We start from the raw sequence: 22172 nt of genomic DNA, 5'->3' as shown, positions 1-22172 counted from the left end.
CTCACAGTAACACTTAGCTACATAGAACCACTTAGTGGAAAATCATGGCTTCAGAAAAATATAATCTTGATTTTTAGTTGACATAGAATCACTTAGTTTATTTTTGAGACAAATAGCATTGGTATAAAATAGAATCTATCAAATAAATGCACTATGGGTTTACTTAGTATAAAAGGACATTGCCGCCGGTGAATTACATGCGGATGGTAAGTTTTACGGTGCGGTTGGTTTTAGTCCATGCAGGGCTGCCCATAAGCAGTGCGGTGAATTCCTGTTCTATTTCCGGGCAAGGCGACTGAGTTACTTCTATTTGAAGAGGTTTACCATTCGCATCAATACGGAAGCGGGCTTTCAATTCATATTCTGTCCGGTCGCAAAGTCCGGCACGATGGTGGGTTTTATAGTATTTCTCAAACTCTTTTTCGCCAAATTTTTCACCCGTAACGGGAGTTTCCCGTATAGATCCTACTACAGATGATTTCCGTTGCGATGCATAACCCACAACCACTACTTCGCTCAGTGCCGAATTGGACGGTTTGAGTTTGATAATGTACGAATTGCCCGCAGCAGGGACTTCTTCGTTTTGGTATCCGATATAAGATGCCACAAGTTTGTCCTTACCGTTGAGCTGAGCAGGAAGTTCAAACTTACCTTCGGCATTGGTAATGGTGCCATTGTTCATACCTTTTACTTTTACGGTGGCTCCTATCAGCGGTTCGCCTGCATCATCAAGCACCTGCCCGGTAATAACCCCCGATGGTGCTTTCACGTCCGACAGCTTTGTAATGGTTCGGGTGGCAGATTCTTTTTGGACGGGACTTCCATTGACAGAAACAGCCTGTACTTTATCCGCCTGCGTTTTATTACTATCTACCGGCCTGAACGACATTACATCGGCAATGTCTTTGGTGGAATGCACATCGGCAATGTCATATCCCGGAGATACATCGGACACACTGATATGCTGCTTGCTTTCGTTAATCTCTTCCTGAGTCTTTATCGGTTCGGCGTTGCTATCGGCAACCGGTGGCACACTGAGTACAGCGACGGGTTTCCGGAGTTTTTTATCCAGATGTTGTGCCACCGCACGTTCTTCGGGAGCAGGGATGCTTTTTCGGGCAGTATCGGCAGGCGGCAGGGTTACACGCACGGGTGGATGCAGTGCAATGACCTTAGGTTGTTCGGTGCGGAAGTAAAACAGACTCCCTATGCCCAGCATCAGCACAACAGAGGCTGCCACTCCTATTGCCCACGCCCTGTACGGTACAAAGCGCTTGCGCCGCGTGGCTTGCTGCATGATACTGCGTTCAAGGTCATCAATATCCTGTACATGGTTGCCCTCCACAGCATCAAAACCATCAATGGCATCCTGTAGAAAAGGATCATTCATGGCTTCGCGTTCGAGCTTATTGGCTTCTTTCCCGCGGCGTTTACCTTGTATGTACTCTATTAACCTCATATTGTCTGCAACTTCTGTTCTCCCCGTGAGAGCTGAGTCTGTATCGTTTTGTTTTATTATTCTATACCGGTTTATCGATCAATCGTAGCGTGTTTATCTCCGTCAGCGCTCCGGGTTTAATTTTAAAACCTTTATCATGCAACTTTTCAGGTTTCGTTTTCCGTTCTGAATATAACTCTTCACTTTGCTGAGCGCGTATCCCGTCAGATCCACAATGTCGGCATAGGATTTTTCGTCGTAAAAAAAATACTGAATGCTTCGCTTTTGCTCCTCGGGCAAGGTGTCCATACAATAAGACAGCGCTTCCATCTCTTCCTGCGACTGCGGTTTATCCGTTAGAGTCAAAATGGCTTGATTTTCCACAAGCACATCTTCAATATTAACCATACTGACGTTTTTGTCTTTGCGCAATACGTGCAAACAATGGTTTTTTGCCACACTGTACAGCCAGGTATTGAAGTTCTTAATCTCATACTGCGGCACTTTGTCTGCCAGCACCCCAAAAATATCCATCACCGCATCTTGTGCCGCTTCTTTCTGATTGAGATATTTCAGACACAAACCATATACCAACGGAATATATCGTCTGTACAATTCTCCCAGAAAAACAGTGTCGCCACTTTCGGTAAAAGTGCGAAGCAAATTTTCTTCAGAATATTCCGATATTTTCTCTTTGGCTTTCAACTAGATATGAGTTGTATTATTTATTTAATTGCACAAAAGTAAAAAAAAATTGCCGCTGTTTATGGAATTTGAATGGAAAATGTATCTAATGGTTATAAAGAATTTCCGGATTAAAGTTATTCATATAAAAAACTCAATGTCATGAAAACAAGAAACAACAAATTACTGGTCATCGTCTGTACGATTTTCATTTTTACAGCCAACACTTTTGCTCAACAAATTCAGGTAACAGGAATTGTAACCGATGCACAAACCCGCGAATTAATCGTGGGTGCTACGGTAACGGAAAAAGGATCGAAAAAAGGAACAGTGACCGATACCAAAGGACGTTACAGCATCACCACCCAACACGGAAAAAAATTGGTTATCTCGTTCATTGGTTATGAAAAGAAGGAAGTAGTCGTAAAAAGCGAATATATTGATGTTGCCCTCACTCCCGATCAAAAAGCATTGGAAGAAGTAGTGGTAGTAGGTTACGCATCGCAAAGAATGATTTCTACAGTCGGTGCTATCAGCGTGGCCGATGTTGCTGATGTAAAGGTCTCGAATTACAATCAGCCATCGTCATTTATGCCTGTAATGATAAAACGAGTTCAGCCCGATGCCGAAGAATATGGAAGTTACAAAGAAAATCGTTTCCTCTCGGCCAAAGAACAGGCACTATCTACGTTTTCGCTGGATGTGGACGCTGCCTCTTACGGCAATATGCGCCGAATGATAAACATGGGTCAGAAACCACCGAAAGATGCCATCCGTGTTGAAGAACTGATCAACTATTTCAGCTATGATTACCCGAAACCTACCGGCAAAGATCCCGTTAGTATCAATACCGAAACAAGCATCTGCCCCTGGGACGCTACTCACCGCTTAGTAAAAATAGGAGTAAAAGCCCGCGAGATTCCGTCAGAGAATCTTCCTGCCTCTAATTTTGTTTTTCTGCTCGACGTGTCGGGTTCTATGGATGTTCCAAACAAACTGGAGCTGGTCAAATCATCAATCAAGCTACTGACTAATAACCTGCGTAAAACCGACCGTGTAGCTATAGTAGTTTATGCCGGAGCTGCAGGCGTTGTGCTCGAATCGACCGAAGGAACGGATAAACAAAAGATAATGGAAGCAGTGGATGGCCTACATGCAGGAGGCTCTACTGCCGGAGGAGCAGGAATACAGCTGGCCTACAAAATAGCCGAAAAGAACTTTATAGAGAATGGAAACAACCGTATCGTGCTTTGTACAGATGGCGACTTCAACGTAGGTGTTTCCAGCAACAATGAGCTGGAAAGTCTGATAGAATCAAAACGAAAAACAGGCGTTTATCTTACTGTACTGGGCTATGGCATGGGGAACTACAAAGACAATAAGTTGCAAATTCTCGCCGAAAAAGGAAACGGGAATCATGCTTATATCGACAACATACAGGAAGCCAACAAAGTATTGGTCAACGAATTTGGCAGTACAATGTACACTGTAGCCAAGGATGTAAAGATTCAGGTGGAATTTAATCCGGCTCAGGTAAATGCTTACCGACTGATAGGATATGAAAGCCGCTTACTGAACAAAGAAGATTTCAACGACGACACCAAAGATGCAGGCGAACTAGGCTCAGGACATACCGTTACGGCACTCTATGAAATCATCCCTGCCGGAGTAAAAAACACCTATGGTGGAGTGGACAACCTGAAATATCAAACGAACAATAACACAACCAACAACGTACAACCCAACAATTCATCGGAACTGCTCACCGTAAAACTTCGTTATAAATTCCCAAACAGCGACAGCAGCAATAAAATGGAAGTTCCGGTTTTAATGAGCGATATCAATAAAAAACCATCGTCCGACTTTAAATTTATCATGGCGGTATCTATGTTCGGACAGTTGCTTCGCGAATCGGACTTCAAGGGAAACAGTTCGTATGATAAAGTCATAGAACTTGCCAACAACGGCATAGGAAACGATACTCACGGTTATCGCAGAGAGTTTGTGCGCTTGGTTGAATCGGTAAATCAACTGGATAAGTAATAAAACATAAACGAAAAACGGAATAACATGAAAAAAGGCAACTGAGAAATATCAGTTGCCTTTTTTTGAGCGCTTAAACCAAATTTTTTCAACTCTTTTCTTAAGTCCGAAAGACTTGAATGTGAATAACCGCGGGTAAAACCCGTGGATAAAACAACACATGAACACGAACCCCTGATGGGGTTCAATAACAACATCGTATCTTGCTATTCAACCCGCTTCGGGGTTGTATGTCTTCGATCATTTACATCCCCCGGCTTCGCAGGCTTCACCGGGGGCTATTTACATTTAGCCACTTCGTGGCAATAAATCACTTTTCAGCAGACTATAAAATAAAATAAGAGACAAACTATAAATAGAATGTCTCTTATTAAGAACGTACCCGAAGCAAAACTTGAACCTGCCTGCGGCAGGCAGGCCCGAACAGCCGTGAAGCCAAAGGATTTTATGTCTGTATTAATTTTTTCAGAAAGTCTTTTCCAACACCACTTTTAAAGTATTTCTCTCTATTCCGCGCTTCTATTCTACTTTCAACCTCTTCCTTGTATATCAATTCGAATGGTCTGTATGGTTTGGTTGTTTGCTCATAACCGGCATTATGCCTCTGTAATCTCTCATCAAGATCAGAAGTCATACCAACATAAATATAATTTCGTGTCAGGCTTCTTATGGCGTAAACTGTGTACATAGCTCTAAAATAAAAAAAAGAGACAAACTATAAATAGAATGTCTCTTTGAAAGAACGTACCCGAAGCGGGACTTGAACCCGCACAGCCGTGAAGCCAAAGGATTTTAAGTCCTTCGTGTCTACCATTCCACCATCCGGGCAGGGAATGAATCCTGTGTAGCATAAAGCTGAGCGAAAAACGGGACTCGAACCCGCGACCCCGACCTTGGCAAGGTCGTGCTCTACCAACTGAGCTATTTTCGCAATATATTTGAACACGCTTTTCTCTCAAAGCGGCTGCAAAGATACGTTTTTATTTTAATTTCCAAAACAGTTTGGGAGAAAAAAATCAAAAAGCAAATACGGTTTCTTTGAAAATTTCACTTACTGTTGGATGTGGAAACACAACTTCCTGCAATTCAGCCAGAGTCATACCCTTTTCAATAGCCATACATGCTCCATAAATCATTTCGCTGCATGGATTGCCCAACATATGAACACCGATAACCTTGTCGGTTGCTTCTGCTACCAGTACTTTGCATAATCCATTGCCACCTTCGTTTTCAGCTACAAAACGTCCCGCAAAAGTCATGGGCAATTTGGCAACTTTATACGCAATGGCTTTGGCAGTGGCAGATTCTTCCGTTTCACCCACTCCTGCAACTTCAGGGTTGGTGTAAACCACACCCGGAATAGCGTCGTAACGCATTTTATCTTCTCTTCCGGTCAGGTTATTCACTACCACTTCCCCTTCGCGACTGGCTGTGTGAGCCAACAACGAGAAACCCGTTACATCGCCTGCTGCAAATACATTCGGTATATTGGTTCGCATCTTTTCATCAACTTTAATACCGCCTTTTATCAATTCTACCTGCAGATTTTCCAATCCAAACCCTTTTGTAATGGCACGACGACCAACACTCACCAGGATTTTATCGCCTTCAACCGATTCGGTTACTCCCTCTTTCTCAAAAATGACTTTGTTGCCTTCCACTTTTACCACTTTGGCTTCCATGTGGAATTCTATACCCTTCTTCGCATACATTTCGCGAAGCATAGCCGAGATCTCAGCATCGTTAGCACCCAGTATTTCGGGAAGCATTTCGATTACCGTAACCTTTGTACCCAGACTGTTATACAGACTGGCAAACTCCATTCCGATAACTCCTCCTCCGATAATAACCAACGACGCAGGCTGCTCTTTCAACTGAAGAATTTCGCGGTTAGTCAGAATGATTTCACCGGCTTCTTCCAGTCCGGGAATAGGAGGAACGAAAGCTTCGGAACCTGTACAAATCAGCAAGTTTTCACCCAGATAAGTTTCTCCGCCACAAGTTACTTCTATACCCTCATTGGTCTTTCCCTGAATGATAGCTTCGCCCGATACAACCATTACCTCATGTTGTTTCATTTTGGCATTGACTCCGGCAACCAACTTACGTACTATTTTATTTTTACGGGCTACAATTTTGCCGTAATCAAAACGGACATTGTCGCCATACACGCCGTATTTATCTCCGTGTAATGCGTTTTCGTAGGTCTTGGCACTGTAAAGCATGGTTTTGGTCGGAATACAACCCTCATTTAAACACACTCCACCCATGGCATTTTTTTCAAAAAGTATCACCGAGAGTCCTTTATGCCCCGCACGTTCTGCAGCTACATATCCGGCAGGACCTCCACCAATAATTATTAAGTTGTACATAACAGTATGATTAATAAACCGACCCGAAGCCAGTGAACGGCTTTTGAAAAGTACGATTCCGGTTGTTTCTAGGGAAGCAAAGATACAATTATTCATCCGAACTCATTAAATTTTGAATGACAAAAACAAAAGAGCTCAGGTCAAAAGACAGTTTGATATAAACCCGGAGTAAGCACAAAAAAAATAGAGCTATTAAAGCTCTATTTCTGATAAATCAACACCAAGTGTTTTGCGGGCAATTTCGTTTAGTTGTTCAAAATCACCTTTAAAGTGCATGGTGGTATGAGTATGTGTCAACGTTTCACCCGGTTTCAAAGCTGCTGCCGGCGACGAAGTTTCTATTTCGTAAAACGGTCCCATAATGCTGCCGTCTTCCAGTGGTCCATCGTTGTAGGAGTTGATTACATCTCCTTTAAACGGCTCAGTCTGATATTCCCACATCGAATTTACATACACGTTCCGTTTGATATCGAAGTTGAACTTCACCACAGTAAGCGTTCCGTTTTCAGCATCGTAAGCACCTGCAACAGGGATAGTCATTTCGGGTGGTGTACCGATCTTTCCACGTTTACCACCATCGCCTTTGAAGAACAAATGCGTATCCGTCACCTTCAGTCTGTCGGCATCAATCTTTCCGAAATAGCTGTCGTTGATTTTGGCTACGTCCGATTGTTTGTATGGTATAATAACCGTATTTTTTGCAGAAGGAATAAATTGTCCCAATATCCAAATGGACAACATACCCGAAGTTTGATTCCATTCAAAATCACCGGTGTTGGTCAGTTTGTTTTCTGAAGAAAAAACAATTGAGCTGACAGATTCAGGCAATTTCACACCCAATTCTTTTTCTACCACACTGTTTTCGAGTAGCGTAACCGAACGATCTAACCGGCAAGCCAATTGAGATCCCGACCAGTTTTCAAGCACGGTTGATTTGGTAAAGACGGCTTTTGAATCATTGGTCGAAACCAATTCCCATCGATCGGTATCAATCAATGCCGGAGCCTGCCAGTCTTCGAAATTGAAGCCTTTGCCTGAACTGCTTTTGAAAAAGATTGAAAACTGTCCACCTTCCGGACCCAACCAGAAACGATCTTCACCACCAAAGTTATTACAGTGTGGGAGAAACTTGCCTGAAGCAATTAAATCATAGTTCAGCCAGCCAAAACTATAGCCATCCTGCCCGTTGGCACTACTTGTAAGTACACGTCCCTGTAAGTCTGGTGTAACCAAAAGACATTTATCACCTGATTTTAATTCAACAACATTCAGGTATTTCGACAAAAACTGCTTGTCGTTCAGATAATTTTTATTTTCCATTTTTATATATTAGCGAACTTTGTGACCTTTAACTGCGTAATAAAGAATAAATGCGAACAATGGTATTGGTACTAAGAAACCTACTGACATTGACCACATATCCGCTATCCATCCCATAAACATAGGGAAAACTGCACCACCCACAATCGACATAATGACAAATGAAGAACCTTTTTTGGTTTGAGGTCCAAGATCTTTAATAGCCAATGCAAATATGGTTGGGAACATGATAGACATAAAGAAGAATATCAGGAACAGCGCCACTACCGAAGCAATTCCAAGACCTGCACTTACGATAGGAAGCAGCAAGACACACATCAACGAGTAAAAAGCCAGTATCTTGGTTGGTTTAAAATACTGCATAAGCCAGCTTCCTGATAAACGTCCGATGAAAAACAACGACATACCTCCGAAACCTAACAGATAGCCGGCAGTTGATTTGGAAATGTCCAGATGTTGTTCCTTGGCAATAAGAAAGTTGACAAAAAAGCTAAACACACCTGTTTGAGCAGCCACGTAGCAAAACTGAGCAATTACCCCCAGTATAAGATGCTTTGTTTTAAACAACGATTTGGCAGGTGCAGATTGTCCTGAACTATCCACTCCATGAGCCATATCCACATCTTCTTCCGTAATTTCAGGAAGTTTTACAAACATGTATATGATAGCAATAATCAACACAACGGTTCCGATTCCGGCATAAGGAGCAATCATCGAGTTTAATCCATCCGATGCTTTTTCTTCGCTACCTCCCAAAATAAAATAAGTAGCAAAGATAGGTCCGAAAATCCAGGCTAAGCCATTGAACGATTGTGAAAAATTGATTCTTCTTTCGGCCGATTCTTTATCGCCAAGTTTAGTAGTATAGGGATTTGCTGCAGTTTCGAGAGTAGCCAATCCGCAACCCAGAATAAACAAACCACCCAAAAACAAATAGTAAGATTGCAGAATTGACGCAGGAACGATAATGTATGCACCTGTTGAGAAAAGCAACAATCCGAGGATAATACCTTTTTTGTATCCAAAGCGACGCATAAAATATCCGGCAGGAAGCGCCATTGAAAAATAAGCCATATATACCGAGAATTGAATTAATCCTGATTCGGCTTTTGAAATTTTAAGTACAGTCTGAAAATGGGCATTCAGCACATCGAGCATACCGTGTGCGCTTCCCCATAAGAAGAATAAAGAGGAAATAAGAATAAAGGGAACCAAATATTCTTTGGTGGTTAGTTTGTGTTTTGACATGATTTGATTTATAAGTTAGTAATAGATTGTAAAAGGTTTTTTGAGAAAAACAATGAATACGCAATCAAATCAGGTTAGTTTGATTGCGTATTCTTTTGTTTCTATTTCTTGAAATTCACACGGAATACAACAACTTTATATTCAGGCAATTTTGTTGGTTTACTGATAACTAAAGCATTCTCTTTCTGTTTCCACTGAATTTTCTCGCGGCTTCCGAGCATCGAAATTGAAGCAATTGCCTTGTTGGAATATTTGGACAGTTTGCCTAACGATTTTAGCTGAATATCTTCAGTTGGTGTGCTCATGCAAAAAACATACAGCGCACCGTTTTTAGTTGTAAAGCGAATGTCTGTGGCTTGATAAGGACGCGTATCTTTCAAACCTCCAAACTGACCTTTCTCCTGATTTCCCATGGTTGATGGTCCTTCACCATACACTTTCCAGGGACGAGAGCCATAAATTCCTTCGCCGTTATCTTTAGTCCAGTTTCCAATTCCATCCAGGATATTCAATACGTCGGGTTCCAAATCGCCCTCGGGAGTTTGAACAACATTGATAAGCAAATTTCCGTTTTTACTGACAATGTCCACCAACATTTGAACAACTTCATCCGATGATTTGTACTTTTGACCAGTACGATAAAACCAATCACCAATTGAAGTATCTGTCTGCCATGGAAATGGGCTAATCGAATCCAGCACTCCGCGCTCTACATCCTGCGCAAATCTTCCTTTCGAAGGTTCTTTACAGTTATATACAGCTTCGAGTTTCCCGTGATTTTTCGCCATATCCTCATTGTAAAAATGAGCAATAAGGCTCCTTCCCACTTCGTTGCCAAACGGAAGTGCACAATCGGAATAGAGTAAATCCGGCTTGTACATATCCAGCAGTTCAGCAATTCTATCGTACCATTCTTTTTGCCAAACCGGATTTTTAGTCATCCAACCCGTGTCAGTAGAATCGGCTTTACCGTGGTACAATTCTTCAAATTTAGGATCGTTACCATCATAAGGAACTCCTGCTTTATCGCCGGTTTTATCTGCTTTATGAGCAGTTTGAAACCATGTATAACTTGCAGCCAGATGCTCGGAAACACCGAAACGCAACCCTTCTTTTTTTGCCGCAGCTTGCCATAAACCAACTACGTCTTTTTTAGGTCCCATGTTTACCGAATTCCAACTGTGGAGTTTTGAGTTCCACAAGAAAAAATTATCGTGATGCGTCCCCATACTGACAAAGTACTTGGCTCCTACCTTCTTGTAAAGCTTCATCAGTTCTTCCGGATTCCATCTTTCGGCTTTCCATAAAGGAATAATGTCTTTGTAACCGGCAACAGAAGGATGACCATATCTTTTCAAATGATCTTTATAAGCAGGAGTCTCCCAATCATTTCCCGTTTGAACATACATATTTCGTGCATACCAGTCGCCTTGACGTGGCACTGCCTGTGGTCCCCAATGCGCCCAGATACCAAACTTAGCATCCCGAAACCAGTCGGGATACTTGTATTGTTGGAGCGATTTATCGGTTGGCTCAAACTTCTCCTTTTTCACTTCCTGAGCTTGCAACGAAATAGAAAAAGTAAGGACAAGAAACAAAGAGATTTGAAAATAACGACTTTTCATAGCATTGTTATTTGACAATTTCGCCATCTAAATCCCAAAGATCTTCCCAACCTTTGGCACCTTCCCATAAAAACACCTGACCTTTAATGAGTCGGCAGTTTTTATCAATTTTAGAAACAGCTTCCATTTCTTCTTCGGTCAACGGACCTTCGGTAATTCCTTTCAGGTTGTTGAACATCTTGTCAGTTTTTACTGAGAATGGAATGGTGATTTGTCCGCGTTGAACGGCCCATTTTAAACAAACTACTGCAGGATGCACGCCCAATCGGTTAGCAATTGCCACAATAACCGGATCTTCCATATCAACGGTATCTTCAGGAGTTTTATCGCGTTCAGGACGACCGGGCGAACCAATCGGGCTATAACCAATCACTTCCACGCAATTTTCTTTCATGAACTTATACAACTCCGGTTGTTGAAAATGCGGGTGAATCTCCATTTCGTTCAGTACCGGTTTGATTTTGCAATCACGCAAAATAAGTTTCATCTTAGCAATGGTCACATTGGAAGTTCCTATATTCTTCACAAGCCCAGCTTCAACCAAACTTTCCATTTGAGCCCATGTATTCATATAGCTCTCGTGATTGTAAGGAACAGAATCCGGATTACGCGCATCGCCGGCACAACCGGGAGCATGATAATTAGGAAATGGCCAGTGAACCAGATACAAATCCAGATAATTAAGTTGTAAATCGGCTAACGATTGTTTGCACGATGCCACTACTTCCTGATGTTTATCATTCCAGACTTTAGAAGTAATCCAAAGGTCTTCGCGCTTTACAATTCCTTCGGCAAAAACTTCTTGTAATGCTACACCAATTTCATTTTCGTTGCCATAAACAGAAGCACAGTCAATATGGCGGTAACCCATCTTGATCGCTGTTTTAACTGCTTCTGCAATAGTTTGAGCACTGTAATTATCAGAACCAAAAGTTCCAAGTCCGATTACGGGAATTTTTGCTCCATTATAAAGTGTTTTATAAGGAACTTTTGTTGAGTCGATTGTTTGCATAGTAATGATTATAACCCCTAGCCCCTAAAAGGGAACTAGGTTAGTATTGATTTCTATTAATTCTATATATTTCAAAAACTTAGTCTTAAAGCCCCTTTAGGCTTTGGCGTGAGCTCAGTCGAACGGGGTTAGGGGTATGTATTATTTGATTTCTTCGTCAAAAACGATGGCTATTTTTCCACATTTTCCTTCGGCCATCAATGAGTAAGCCTCAGGAGCCTGATTTAACTGGAAGCGGTGAGTAACCAAATCTTCAGGGTGAATGCCCCAACGCTCAATGCGCTCAACCAGTTCTTCCATACGCCAGATAGAAGTTACCCACGAACCGTAAATGGTTTTTTGATCGTGAATAATATCCGGACTTGGATTGAACTCTACGGTTCCACCTTCGCCTATCATCACCATTTTTCCCCACTGACGGGTAGCACGGATACAAAGCTGACGTCCGGAAGTGTGACCTGAACAGTCAACAGTACGTTCGAAACCTAAGCCATTGGTTGCCGCCATAACTTTTTCCATTACGTCCGGTCCCGACACGAAAACTTCGTCGGCCAAACCAAGATCTTTGGCTATCTGACAACGTTCAGCCACAGTATCAACTCCTATCAGTTTCTGTGCTCCCATAGCTTTAGCAAGCATCAAAGCAGCCAAACCAACCGGACCCAAACCGGTAACCAATACTGCATCATTACCACAAATGCCTATTTTTTCCAAGCCTTCGTAAACGGTCCCAAAACCGCAAGCGATTTGAGCACCATCGGTATAAGTAAGGCTATCTGGCAAAAGAACAAGATCTTTTTCTTCTGCAATCATATATTCAGCCATACCACCATCGCGTTGCCAACCATAAGCAGCACGTGAAGGGCTTTTACACGAAATCATATAACCACGACGGCAATCGTTGCAACAACCGCAACCCGAAATGTGGTAAACAACTACACGGTCGCCTTCTTTGAAGCGTTTCATTCCCGGACCGCAAGCAATAATTTGCCCTGATGGCTCGTGTCCACAGATTTTATTTTGATAACCTTCCGGTCCTTTTCCTAGATGCTCGCGATAAATGGCGCGGATATCACTACCACAGATAGTTGATGATTTAACCTTCAGTAAAACTTCTCCATGCCCGGGTGCTGGAAATTCCACATCTTTGAAGATTACGGTGCTGTTTCCCGGTAAATAAGCAGCTTTTGATTTAAATGACATTGTAATTATGAATTTTAAGTTGTTAGTTTTTTATATAGAAGGAGTAACTCCTTTTTTCAGCAATATATTACCATACTTAGCTGTTTCGCCGGTCATTACCACCGCAAAAGCCTTTTTGGCACGATCATAGAATGCAAACCGATCGATTCGTTCAATAGCAGGCACATCAGGATTGCTGATACGAATGCTTTTCAAATAAGATTCTTCTACTTTGGGGTCAAGTTCGTCGCCCGGAACGGCAGCCATCATGACCAGTGGGTGAGGAACGTATTCATCGAGTTCGAACAGAGGTAAAATGGCAGCTAACAGATCCGGAATGCGGAGTCCATCGGCTCGTAAAACGCGACCATTAAACGATTCGCCTGGGAAATGAGCATCGGCGAGTATAATTTCGTCGCCATGTCCCATTCGTGCCATAACGGCCAATAGTTCAGGGCTTATTAAAGGTGAAATTCCTTTTAGCATAATATTGGATTTTGGATCACACGTGTGTATTTTTTATTTTCTACAAGTATTATTTTTCAGTTCAAGACAAACAAAAGCATGTCTGTTTTTTATCGGGCTGAGTCTCCATTCAGCATTTTAGCTTTCACTTCCCGTTCAATCAATTCATCTTCCTGATTATCGCGAATGATCATATTTTCCAATAACTCAAAAGCGATTTCAGCAATTTCATTTTCAGGTTGCTCTATTGAAGTTATCGAGGGCTGAATGATAATGGATGACAATAATGTGCCAAATGAAATAATCCCCAAATCTTTTGGGATATCAATGCCATAAGCCTTTGCCTGCAAAAGAATTCCCAGAGTTAAATGTACCGACGATGAAATTATAGCATCAGGTCTGTCAGGCGAATCCCAAAGTTTTGTAAAAATATCCTTCCCCAGATCCATACTAAAATCATCAGTAATAATCTGTGAATTGCGATACTCCATATTATACTTATCCAATGCAGCACGGTATCCTCGATCTCTGTCTCTGAAAACATTGATATCCTGAGTCCCAGTAAAATGAGCTATTCGTTTAAAGCCCCTTTCTAGAAGACATTCTGTAGACTGTTGCGTAATTTCAAAATTATTTACTCTCACTTTCGGAGCAATAATATCTTCGCAAACACGATCAAAAAAAACCAACGGAATACCAAATTTTCTTAAAACAGAAAAATGGTCACTTTTTACGGTGTCTTTAGCTATCGAAACGATTACGCCGGCAAAGTTATGCTGAACAATGGTGTTGATAATCTCTTTTTCCTGTTGATATTTTTCGTTTGTCTGAAAAACCGAAATAACATATCCCTTCTTATAAGCCAGGTTAGTCAGCTGACTGATAATATCCGAAAAGAAATTATGGTTTATATTCGGCACAATGAGCGCAATGGCATTATTCGCCTTACCGCGCAACATCACCGCATTCATGTTTATCTGAAACTCATGCTCCCGCGCATAAGCCAAAACCATTTCACGCGTTTTTTGCGTCACGCGCGGATCGTTTCTCAGTGCTCTTGAAACTGTCGAATGATGCACATTAAGTTCCTTTGCAATATCCTTTATGGTAATTCTTTTCTTCATGTGCTATAATACAAACGTGTGTAAATGTAATATATTTATAAAAAAGAATCAAAAAAGTCTCTTGATTTTTAAGATTTTTTTTGAGAATTATTACTATGATAATAGTAATCAGCAGTATAAAGAAAAGCGCTTATTCAGATAAACGCTCCTTAATTCTTATGTAGCGCACAGGATAGTAAGCCGCCAGGAATCCCATAATCAGGACGGTAACAAATACAAGAAGCATATCCATCACATTGGTAACCACCGGATAAGCATCAACTATATACCCGGTACCCAATTTCAGGAACCCAAAATACTCCTGCAACAAGCACAATATGGAACCAAACCCAATTCCGATTAAAGCTCCTACTCCGGAAATCATCCAGCCTTCGAACAAGAATATTCTTTTTATAAGCTCATTGTCGGCTCCCAAATTACGAAGGGTTTCAATATCAGCTTTCTTATCGATTATAAGCATCGAAAGTGATCCAATAATATTGAAGCTGGCTATCAGTAAAATAAAACACAGAATCAGGTAAGTAATCCATTTTTCAATTTTCATGATTTTGAAGAAGCTCTCCTGCTGCTCATAGCGGTTCTTTACCTGATAATCTTTGCCGAGTTGTTTTCTTATTTTGGCTTGAAAAACATCAGAATCCACTCCCTTAGCCAGTTTAAGCTCGACAGCAGAAACAGTCGATTTTTGGTATTCAAATAAGTCGCGGGCCACATCTATGGAAACCAACACATAGTGATCATCGTAAACCGATTGTTTAACCGTGAATATTCCGGAAACAAATGTGCCTATCTGATTAAAACTATTCTCGGGACGAAGCAGATTAATCTTAGACGTTCGTTTGGGTGCAAAAATGTAAAGCGGATCAATAAAATGCGCTCCCAGTCCTAAAATACCTGCAACTCCCACACCCGGAACCGCGCGCTGAAATGCACCATCGTACAAAATAAAATTGCCATCGTACATAATGCTGTCGATGCGGGTCATCTTTTCAAAATCGTTGCCAACACCTTTGACCGTGGCCGGCATTTGTTTATTTTTAAACCTCAACAAAGCATTCTCCTCAATCACTTCGGTAAAATAAGCAACCGATTTATCTTTTCGTAGCTGATTGAATTCAACAGAATTGACATCAAAAGTTTTTCCGTGAGTCAACGTAATTTTCAAATCAGGATCGAAGGCCGAGAACATATTTGAAATTAACGAATCAAACCCATTGAATACAGACAATACGCATACCAACGCCATCGTTCCTACGGCCACACCACCTGCCGAAATACCTGAAATGATATTGATGGCATTGTGCGACTTTTTGGAAAAAAGATAGCGTCGTGCTATACGAAATGAAAAAGACAAACCCCGAAGTTTGCTTCCCGATGTTGTATTATCCTGATTGTTCATTTACTTGCATTTATCGCTTTAAACAAGGCAATAAAGTCATTCTCTGCAATTTATTTTTCTTCGTTCAGAGGCGAAAAAGGATCGCTTTTGAGTAGATTATCAATATTCTCCAGATAGTCGAGCGAATCGTCCACATGGAAGAAAAGTTCCGGAACTATACGCAACTGGTGACGTACGCGTTTTCCTAAATCGAAACGAATAGCACGGCTGTCATCCTGAACTTTAGCCAGCACAGCAGCAGATCTATCACTAGGGAAAATACTTAAATGTGTACGTGCAATTCCTAAGTCGGGACTTACCCGAACCGCAGTTACAGTAATCAATGTACCCTGTAATTCACGAGCATACAACAAAAAGATTTCTCCCAACTCTTTCTGCAACATCCGCGATATTTTTTGTTGTCTGGTAGTTTCCATTATTTTTTAATTTTTATAATTTTCTTATGTTCTTTTGAAACCAAATTTTGAAAACCGGATCATTAAAACTAACAATCCTGCCTGTTATATCTATCAGCTCCTTTTTCTCTAAAGCATCTTTTAATCGTTTCACATTCGCCGAAGTTCCTAAATGATAATTCTGAAGTGTCTCCGATCTGGTAAATTCATTACTTTTCCCATCGGCAACTGCTCGCAGAAAGTTGATCTGAAAACCCGACAAACCCTCAATATATCTGTAATACAGCATTGAGTTTTGATTGAATAAGTCAATTAATGCTGCATCAACATCAGTACTCGTTGCTGATGTTTTTGTTTTAATCCACACATTCCATGCTAATTGTTGAACGTATGACGAATGATTTTCAACTGTATCGCATATTTTTCTAGCCAACTCGGCTGAGATACTCTTACCTGTTGATCGAAAGCGTTCACAAATGAAGGTTATCCAATCGTCTGTGCTTATTTTTTGCAAAAAAAAGATATCTCCAAATTTATAAAATGGCATGCTTTGATTTGAAAAAAGCTCACTTAATACATGTTTTTTGCTACCATACAAGCAATACGAAACCTCTGTTTGTAATTGCCATACAGAGCGTAGTTTCTTCTGAAAATGAACATGATCCAGAAATTCAGCTATTTGTTGAAATTCATCAATACAGACTACGATTCTAAATCCTTTATCCTTAGCTATTTTCTGAGGTAAATCAAGTAATTCATCATTCAGCCTTGTATTTGAAAAATCAAGCGAAACGGAAAAATCGGTATTCGGATCTATACCAAAACTTATTTTTGGAATCAATGCAGATAAGAATTTCTTGGCATTCTCAGCCCATTCTTCCCATTTATTAGCCGTTTGCTTTATTACTTCTGTGGCAAAAAGCTGATAAAAATCTTCAGCATTCCTGCATGAAAAAATATCAAGGTTTACAACTTTAATATCTTTACTTTGAGCCATAGCACTCACTTTCTGTACCAAAGAAGTTTTCCCCCAGCGACGCGGTGAAATAAGAATAACACTAACGCCGTGCTTAAAATTGGCTAATAGTCTTTCTGCATCTTGAACCCTATCGGTGAACTGTTCTCCCGAAGTGGCTGAACCAAAAACAAATGGATTACCCATATTACTCTATTTTTGATGCCAAAGATAGTAATACTTTTTTATTGTAACAATATTGTATGTAACAATATTGTATGTAACGACCTTTTATATACTTAACTCAAAGAAGACAAACAGATTAAAACAGATATAATTTAAATCTTCCACTCAAATCCGTCCTTCGTATCTTTTATTTCGAATCCAAGAGCAGTTAGTTCGTTGCGGATTTTATCGCTGGTTGCCCAGTCTTTATTTTGTTTTGCTGCCAGGCGCATATTCAACAGTAAGTCAACTGCTCCTTTGTATGCCTCACTGCCTCCTGAAGTCGCAACTTCAGATTTCAATCCCAAAACATCCTCAATAAACACCTTGAAAACAGATTTCAATTCCTCCAAATCTTTTGCAGAGATGGTTTCTTTTCCGTCGTGTATCAGATTGATTGCTTTCAGTGCATCAAACAAATGAGCAATTGCAATAGGAGTATTGAAATCGTCATTCATTGCTTCTTCGCATTTTGACCTTAAACTGGAAGTATAAACCGAAGATGCAGTCGAAGCCTGCAGTTTTTGCAAACGGGCATAACCATCCATAAGCCTTTCAAAACCTTTTTCGGAAGCCTGAAGAGCCTCGTTCGAGAAATCCAGCGTACTCCGATAGTGCGACTGAGCCATAAAGAAGCGCACCGTCATGGGAGAATACCCTCTTTCGAGCAAGGGATGTGCCCCCGTAAAAAGTTCTTTGGGTAAAAATCCGTTTCCTGCGCTCTTCGACATTCTGACGCCATTTACCGTGAGCATATTGGTATGCATCCAGTACTTGACAGGCGCAACATGGTTACATGCCTGCGATTGAGCTATTTCATTGGTATGGTGCGTGGCTTGCAAATCCATTCCTCCACCATGAATATCGAAAGTTGCACCAAGGTATTTTGTACTCATGGCCGAACATTCAATATGCCAACCCGGGAAACCCCATCCCCAGGGAGAAGGCCATTGCATAAGTGTTTCCGGCTTGGCTTTTATCCACAAGGCAAAGTCCAGTCGACCTTTTTTCTCGTCTTGTCCGCCTAACTCGCGTGTACCTTCCAACAAATCTTCCAACTTTCGGTTGGTCAGTATTCCGTAAGGTAAATCTTTATTATATTTCTCAACATCAAAGTAAACCGTACCTTCAATTTCGTACGCATAACCGCTTTCCAAAATGGCCTTAACCATTTCTATCTGCTCGGAAATATGTCCGGTGGCAGTGGGTTCGATGCTTGGTGGAAGCGTATTGAAAACATTCAAAACATCATGAAAACCAACAGTATATTTCTGTACAATTTCCATAGGCTCAAGCTGTTCAAGCTTGGCTTTCTTGGCAAATTTATCATCGCCTTCGTCGCGGTCGCCTTCCAAATGTCCGGCATCGGTTATGTTTCTTACATATCTCACTTTATACCCCAGATAGAGCAAGTAACGGTAAATTAAATCGAAAGAAATGAATGTACGGCAATTACCCAAATGAACGTCGCTGTAAACGGTAGGACCGCAAACGTACATGCCCACTCTATCTTCATGGAGTGGAATAAATTGTTCTTTTTTTCGACTTAATGTGTTGTAGATATATAAATTGTGTTCCATAGACCCCTAACCCCTAAAGGGGAAATTTAAATTAGTATCGTTTATATATTTCATTCAGAATTAATGCAAATTCCTTACCTCTTACTACTTGCCTCTTACTGCTATTTCTCAATTTATTCCTCGTTGCTTTTTCAGGCTTTCATACGCTTCATTGATAGAGCGGAATTTTTCGGTAGCGGATTTTTTTACTTCTTCACCCAAATCATTCACTTTATCGGGGTGGTATTTCATAGCCATCTTGCGATAGGCCTTTTTTATTTCCTCGTTTGTAGCACTTGGTTCTATTTCGAGCGATTTGTATGCCCAATTTGTATCCACATGCTTCATGTAAGGAGCTTTGATTGACTCAAAATCAAGACGATCAATCCTGAATATCTGAGCAATGCGCTGGATAGTATTTAACTCCGACGCCACCACCTCTCCATCGGCATAAGCGATATTGAACAGCAAATGAAGCAATTCGAGCTTAGAAGAGTAGTTCAGATTCTGACCGATCTGCATAGCCACTTCAGTTTCATCGATAGGCTGATCCAGTAATTTTTTCAGTATTTGCAGGGCATCCAGTGCACCTTCTTCACCAAAATTGGCAACTAAGAATTTCTTTACCACGGCCAACTCGGCTTTATCAACACGCCCGTCGGCTTTCATAATGCAGGCTACCAAAACGAGTAGACTCATTTTGAAATCGCCTTCAGCGGTATGTCCAGGCAACTGAGCTGTACCAGCTGTTACAGAGCCATCGAACATTGAACCCAAGGCAAAACCTACCAGTGCACCAATAGGACCACCAACAGCCCAACCCAGGCCACCACCTATCCATTTTCCAAAACTTCCCATATTGTGTTATTTATACTGATTTTTGGGCAACAAAGATACGAAAAAATGTACTAACAACCGAACCTTCAAGTTGTGAAGATTAAAGTTCTGCTATTTTAAAATAGACTATCGTTCAAATAGTTTTCTATCCACACGGTCAAAATGTGTGATTATATCGTACGAAAATCTGCTGTAATTCTCGCCATACGAGTTAACGATATAAATCAGTCCGGCACCGGCTTTTTCGGCAGCAATAATTCCGGGAACCGAATCTTCGAAAATAACAGTTTCGGAAGGTTTCAGTCCAAGTTTTTCGGCACCGGCCAGAAAAACATCGGGCTCCGGTTTTCCTCGCAAGGTTCCGTCGTTGTAAGCCACTTTATCGAGACTAAACCAACGGTTCAGACCCATATGCTCGAAATAGAAAGCTACATTTTCGATACCCGCAGAGGTTGCTATGGTTTGAGGAATATTATTGGAGGCGAGAAAATTAAATAAATCTTCAGCCCCATCGGCGAACTTCAGTTCATCTTCGCACAATTCACGATAAATCAATTCCTTTTCCTGCGTCAGGTCTTCGAGTTCCTGATCAGTCAGTTGATTACCAAAAATTGTTCGCATAATGTCCGGATTACCCTTACCGTGTATTTTTACTCTTTTTTCTTCGTCGGTAAGGTGAAGTCCTCTTTTTGCCAAAAAAATATCAAAAGCTCTGTCGTGATATGGTGTATCCCAGAAAAGTGTTCCGTTGAAATCGAAAATTGCTCCTTTAAAAGTCATTTTTTATTGTTTATTATTTATAGTAAAAACCATTGCTAGAATATAAAAGCTAAAGCAAACCGGAGTTTGGATTAGCGTTTTATTTCAGCATACGGCTCCATTTTTTTTGAAGCCACAAAATTAGCTAATAACTTTAGCTCTAAAACCGAAGAGGAATAAATTTATTGAAATTTGACAGAAATTACTGTTCTTGATGCGGATGTAAGAAACTAAATTCACGCAAAAAGCACGAGAAAAAAGGAGATCAGAATAATTACCGGAAACAGAAATACCAACTGACTGATAAGACCATACACAATAAAACGGAAATAATAAGATAAGCGTGAACGCTGTTTACGATTGAGCGTAAGCTGCTGTAATTTATCTAAATCCAGATCCAAAAGCTCATCCTGAGATAAGTTCAGACGAGCGATTCCTTTATCCCTACTTCCTTTACGAAATGCCCGGAAGACGACTTCAGGATAAGTCCAGAAACCCCATCCCATAGTCCAGAGAGGAAAAACAATGACCGGAAAGCTTCTGTAAAATCCGGTGGAAATTTCCCATGTTGCAATAAATATTTCGCCTTTCCAGGAAGTATCCTGATTGTTCAGAATATGCTCCAGGTCATGGATATAAAGCATTTTTCTTCTCCACGAGAAGTTGGGTAAAGTGAGCATAAAAAAAGGAAGTGGCACTTCGAAGGTTTTATCATTAACTCCTCCTTCCTCAGGGATATTGTAGGTGTGGTAAAATTTGTCCAGATGCTCTCGTAAAGTCATTCAAACGCAGAATTAAAGTTCCGCGGCGGCTGCTTTATCGAGATAAAAATCGGCCGGAGCGGAATAAGCATGAATATATGATGCCGGAAAATCCTTGAAATTTTGTTTCCGGTGAATAATTTGTTGTAAAACCGATGATTTTGAAGATCCAGTGATAAGAAACACTACTTTATCGGCATTGCTAATAACATTGCCCGTCAGCGTAATTCTTTGCTGACCACTGACTGGGTGCGCGGCAACCGCCACGGATGCATCGGCATACAGTAAGCTCATATTGTCGGGAAAAATCGATGCTGTGTGGCCATCATCTCCCATACCCAATAAAATAAGGTCGAAGCGGGGTAAAGCATCCCTTAACGGCAGTTGAGCTTCGAGCATGGTCTGGTAGCGTTCGGCCTCTTTCGCTGGATTGACTTCGCCAAGCATTCTGAACACATTGGAATTGTGGACAGGAACTTGTTTCAGTAAGTTTTCATACGTCATCCCGAAATTGCTTTCGGGGTGCGTAGGCGGAACACAACGTTCATCCACCCAAAACAATCGAACAAAATGCCAGGGAATAGACTGAGCATATTCCGCTGCCAAAATATTGAATAACAATTTTGGAGTACTCCCACCCGACAAAGCCACATTGAATGGAAGCGAATGTTTGTTCTTCTCTTTCGCCATGTTCAGAATCAACTCTGCCACAGCCCGTGCAGTTTGTTCAGGAGTTTCGAATACATGAATGTTAGAATCCATCTTCTTA

At 41.1% G+C, this 22172-nt stretch carries 20 protein-coding genes and 2 tRNA genes; 1 reads left to right on the top strand and 21 read right to left on the bottom strand.

Translation table 11 applies throughout. The features are described from left to right. Positions 1–193: 193 nt before the first annotated feature. Positions 194–1459 (bottom strand): carboxypeptidase-like regulatory domain-containing protein, encoded by a 1266-nt coding sequence (locus PALPR_RS11445; protein WP_013445795.1) that lies wholly within the window; start codon positions 1457–1459, stop codon positions 194–196. Positions 1460–1561: 102 nt separating this feature from the next. Next, on the bottom strand, positions 1562–2143 hold the full coding sequence (locus PALPR_RS11440; RefSeq protein WP_013445794.1) for an RNA polymerase sigma factor: 582 nt from the start codon (positions 2141–2143) through the stop codon (positions 1562–1564). A gap of 141 nt (positions 2144–2284) precedes the next feature. Between PALPR_RS11440 and PALPR_RS11435 the strand changes: the two genes are divergently transcribed. Beyond that, positions 2285–4165, top strand: a complete 1881-nt coding sequence (locus tag PALPR_RS11435) for a vWA domain-containing protein (protein WP_013445793.1) — start codon at positions 2285–2287, stop codon at positions 4163–4165. A gap of 445 nt (positions 4166–4610) precedes the next feature. Here PALPR_RS11435 and PALPR_RS11430 read toward each other — a convergent pair whose 3' ends face one another. The 19 genes from PALPR_RS11430 to pgl form a co-directional block, all read right to left on the bottom strand. Next, entirely contained in the window at positions 4611–4853 is a 243-nt protein-coding gene (locus PALPR_RS11430; RefSeq protein WP_013445792.1) for a GIY-YIG nuclease family protein, read from the bottom strand. Between the two features lie 57 nt (positions 4854–4910). Then, positions 4911–4993: transfer RNA gene (locus tag PALPR_RS11425), tRNA-Leu, on the bottom strand. Between the two features lie 30 nt (positions 4994–5023). Continuing rightward, a tRNA-Gly gene (locus PALPR_RS11420) sits at positions 5024–5096 on the bottom strand. 85 nt (positions 5097–5181) lie between these two features. Beyond that, positions 5182–6537 carry a dihydrolipoyl dehydrogenase gene (lpdA, locus tag PALPR_RS11415; protein WP_013445791.1) on the bottom strand — a complete coding sequence of 452 codons (1356 nt, stop codon included), beginning with the start codon at positions 6535–6537 and terminating at the stop codon, positions 5182–5184. A gap of 192 nt (positions 6538–6729) precedes the next feature. Further along, positions 6730–7857 (bottom strand): DUF6786 family protein, encoded by a 1128-nt coding sequence (locus PALPR_RS11410; RefSeq protein ID WP_013445790.1) that lies wholly within the window; start codon positions 7855–7857, stop codon positions 6730–6732. Between the two features lie 9 nt (positions 7858–7866). Next, complete coding sequence (fucP, locus tag PALPR_RS11405) at positions 7867–9105, bottom strand: L-fucose:H+ symporter permease (RefSeq protein ID WP_013445789.1); 1239 nt, start codon at positions 9103–9105, stop codon at positions 7867–7869. Between the two features lie 101 nt (positions 9106–9206). Further along, positions 9207–10730 carry an alpha-L-fucosidase gene (locus PALPR_RS11400; protein ID WP_013445788.1) on the bottom strand — a complete coding sequence of 508 codons (1524 nt, stop codon included), beginning with the start codon at positions 10728–10730 and terminating at the stop codon, positions 9207–9209. A 7-nt stretch (positions 10731–10737) separates the two neighbouring features. After that, positions 10738–11742: an aldo/keto reductase gene (locus tag PALPR_RS11395; RefSeq protein ID WP_013445787.1), complete on the bottom strand. Its 1005-nt coding sequence runs from the start codon at positions 11740–11742 to the stop codon at positions 10738–10740. A gap of 141 nt (positions 11743–11883) precedes the next feature. Next, complete coding sequence (locus PALPR_RS11390; RefSeq protein WP_013445786.1) at positions 11884–12945, bottom strand: zinc-dependent alcohol dehydrogenase family protein; 1062 nt, start codon at positions 12943–12945, stop codon at positions 11884–11886. A gap of 30 nt (positions 12946–12975) precedes the next feature. Next, positions 12976–13410 (bottom strand): L-fucose mutarotase, encoded by a 435-nt coding sequence (gene fucU / locus PALPR_RS11385; protein ID WP_013445785.1) that lies wholly within the window; start codon positions 13408–13410, stop codon positions 12976–12978. An 89-nt stretch (positions 13411–13499) separates the two neighbouring features. After that, a complete protein-coding gene (locus PALPR_RS11380) occupies positions 13500–14513 on the bottom strand; it encodes a LacI family DNA-binding transcriptional regulator (RefSeq protein WP_013445784.1) in 1014 nt (337 codons plus the stop codon). Positions 14514–14643: 130 nt separating this feature from the next. After that, entirely contained in the window at positions 14644–15867 is a 1224-nt protein-coding gene (locus PALPR_RS11375; RefSeq protein ID WP_041620919.1) for an FtsX-like permease family protein, read from the bottom strand. Between the two features lie 95 nt (positions 15868–15962). Then, a complete protein-coding gene (rbfA, locus tag PALPR_RS11370) occupies positions 15963–16328 on the bottom strand; it encodes a 30S ribosome-binding factor RbfA (protein WP_013445782.1) in 366 nt (121 codons plus the stop codon). A 13-nt stretch (positions 16329–16341) separates the two neighbouring features. Then, positions 16342–17469, bottom strand: coding sequence for an AAA family ATPase (locus PALPR_RS11365; RefSeq protein ID WP_013445781.1), 1128 nt, complete (start codon positions 17467–17469; stop codon positions 16342–16344). A gap of 131 nt (positions 17470–17600) precedes the next feature. Further along, entirely contained in the window at positions 17601–19067 is a 1467-nt protein-coding gene (gene cysS / locus PALPR_RS11360; RefSeq protein ID WP_013445780.1) for a cysteine--tRNA ligase, read from the bottom strand. Between the two features lie 108 nt (positions 19068–19175). Then, entirely contained in the window at positions 19176–19904 is a 729-nt protein-coding gene (locus tag PALPR_RS16110; RefSeq protein ID WP_013445779.1) for a TerB family tellurite resistance protein, read from the bottom strand. 105 nt (positions 19905–20009) lie between these two features. Beyond that, positions 20010–20663: an HAD family hydrolase gene (locus PALPR_RS11350; protein ID WP_013445778.1), complete on the bottom strand. Its 654-nt coding sequence runs from the start codon at positions 20661–20663 to the stop codon at positions 20010–20012. 215 nt (positions 20664–20878) lie between these two features. Then, positions 20879–21424, bottom strand: a complete 546-nt coding sequence (locus tag PALPR_RS11345; protein ID WP_013445777.1) for a hypothetical protein — start codon at positions 21422–21424, stop codon at positions 20879–20881. A 12-nt stretch (positions 21425–21436) separates the two neighbouring features. Beyond that, complete coding sequence (pgl, locus tag PALPR_RS11340; RefSeq protein WP_013445776.1) at positions 21437–22165, bottom strand: 6-phosphogluconolactonase; 729 nt, start codon at positions 22163–22165, stop codon at positions 21437–21439. Between the last annotated feature and the right edge of the window lie 7 nt (positions 22166–22172).

This window comes from Paludibacter propionicigenes WB4 (assembly GCF_000183135.1).
GTDB classification, from domain to species: domain Bacteria; phylum Bacteroidota; class Bacteroidia; order Bacteroidales; family Paludibacteraceae; genus Paludibacter; species Paludibacter propionicigenes.
This window is presented reverse-complemented; position numbering and strand designations above follow the sequence as displayed.

Bases quoted from the DNA above. Each gene is read 5' to 3' on its own strand.
- PALPR_RS11445 (WP_013445795.1), bottom strand. From the start codon at position 1,459: ATGAGGTTAATAGAGTACATACAAGGTAAACGCCGCGGGAAAGAAGCC.
- PALPR_RS11435 (WP_013445793.1), top strand. From the start codon at position 2,285: ATGAAAACAAGAAACAACAAATTACTGGTCATCGTCTGTACGATTTTC.
- PALPR_RS11430 (WP_013445792.1), bottom strand. From the start codon at position 4,853: ATGTACACAGTTTACGCCATAAGAAGCCTGACACGAAATTATATTTAT.
- lpdA (WP_013445791.1), bottom strand. From the start codon at position 6,537: ATGTACAACTTAATAATTATTGGTGGAGGTCCTGCCGGATATGTAGCT.
- PALPR_RS11410 (WP_013445790.1), bottom strand. From the start codon at position 7,857: ATGGAAAATAAAAATTATCTGAACGACAAGCAGTTTTTGTCGAAATAC.
- fucP (WP_013445789.1), bottom strand. From the start codon at position 9,105: ATGTCAAAACACAAACTAACCACCAAAGAATATTTGGTTCCCTTTATT.
- PALPR_RS11400 (WP_013445788.1), bottom strand. From the start codon at position 10,730: ATGAAAAGTCGTTATTTTCAAATCTCTTTGTTTCTTGTCCTTACTTTT.
- PALPR_RS11395 (WP_013445787.1), bottom strand. From the start codon at position 11,742: ATGCAAACAATCGACTCAACAAAAGTTCCTTATAAAACACTTTATAAT.
- PALPR_RS11390 (WP_013445786.1), bottom strand. From the start codon at position 12,945: ATGTCATTTAAATCAAAAGCTGCTTATTTACCGGGAAACAGCACCGTA.
- fucU (WP_013445785.1), bottom strand. From the start codon at position 13,410: ATGCTAAAAGGAATTTCACCTTTAATAAGCCCTGAACTATTGGCCGTT.
- PALPR_RS11380 (WP_013445784.1), bottom strand. From the start codon at position 14,513: ATGAAGAAAAGAATTACCATAAAGGATATTGCAAAGGAACTTAATGTG.
- rbfA (WP_013445782.1), bottom strand. From the start codon at position 16,328: ATGGAAACTACCAGACAACAAAAAATATCGCGGATGTTGCAGAAAGAG.
- PALPR_RS11365 (WP_013445781.1), bottom strand. From the start codon at position 17,469: ATGGGTAATCCATTTGTTTTTGGTTCAGCCACTTCGGGAGAACAGTTC.
- cysS (WP_013445780.1), bottom strand. From the start codon at position 19,067: ATGGAACACAATTTATATATCTACAACACATTAAGTCGAAAAAAAGAA.
- PALPR_RS16110 (WP_013445779.1), bottom strand. From the start codon at position 19,904: ATGGGAAGTTTTGGAAAATGGATAGGTGGTGGCCTGGGTTGGGCTGTT.
- PALPR_RS11350 (WP_013445778.1), bottom strand. From the start codon at position 20,663: ATGACTTTTAAAGGAGCAATTTTCGATTTCAACGGAACACTTTTCTGG.
- PALPR_RS11345 (WP_013445777.1), bottom strand. From the start codon at position 21,424: ATGACTTTACGAGAGCATCTGGACAAATTTTACCACACCTACAATATC.
- pgl (WP_013445776.1), bottom strand. From the start codon at position 22,165: ATGGATTCTAACATTCATGTATTCGAAACTCCTGAACAAACTGCACGG.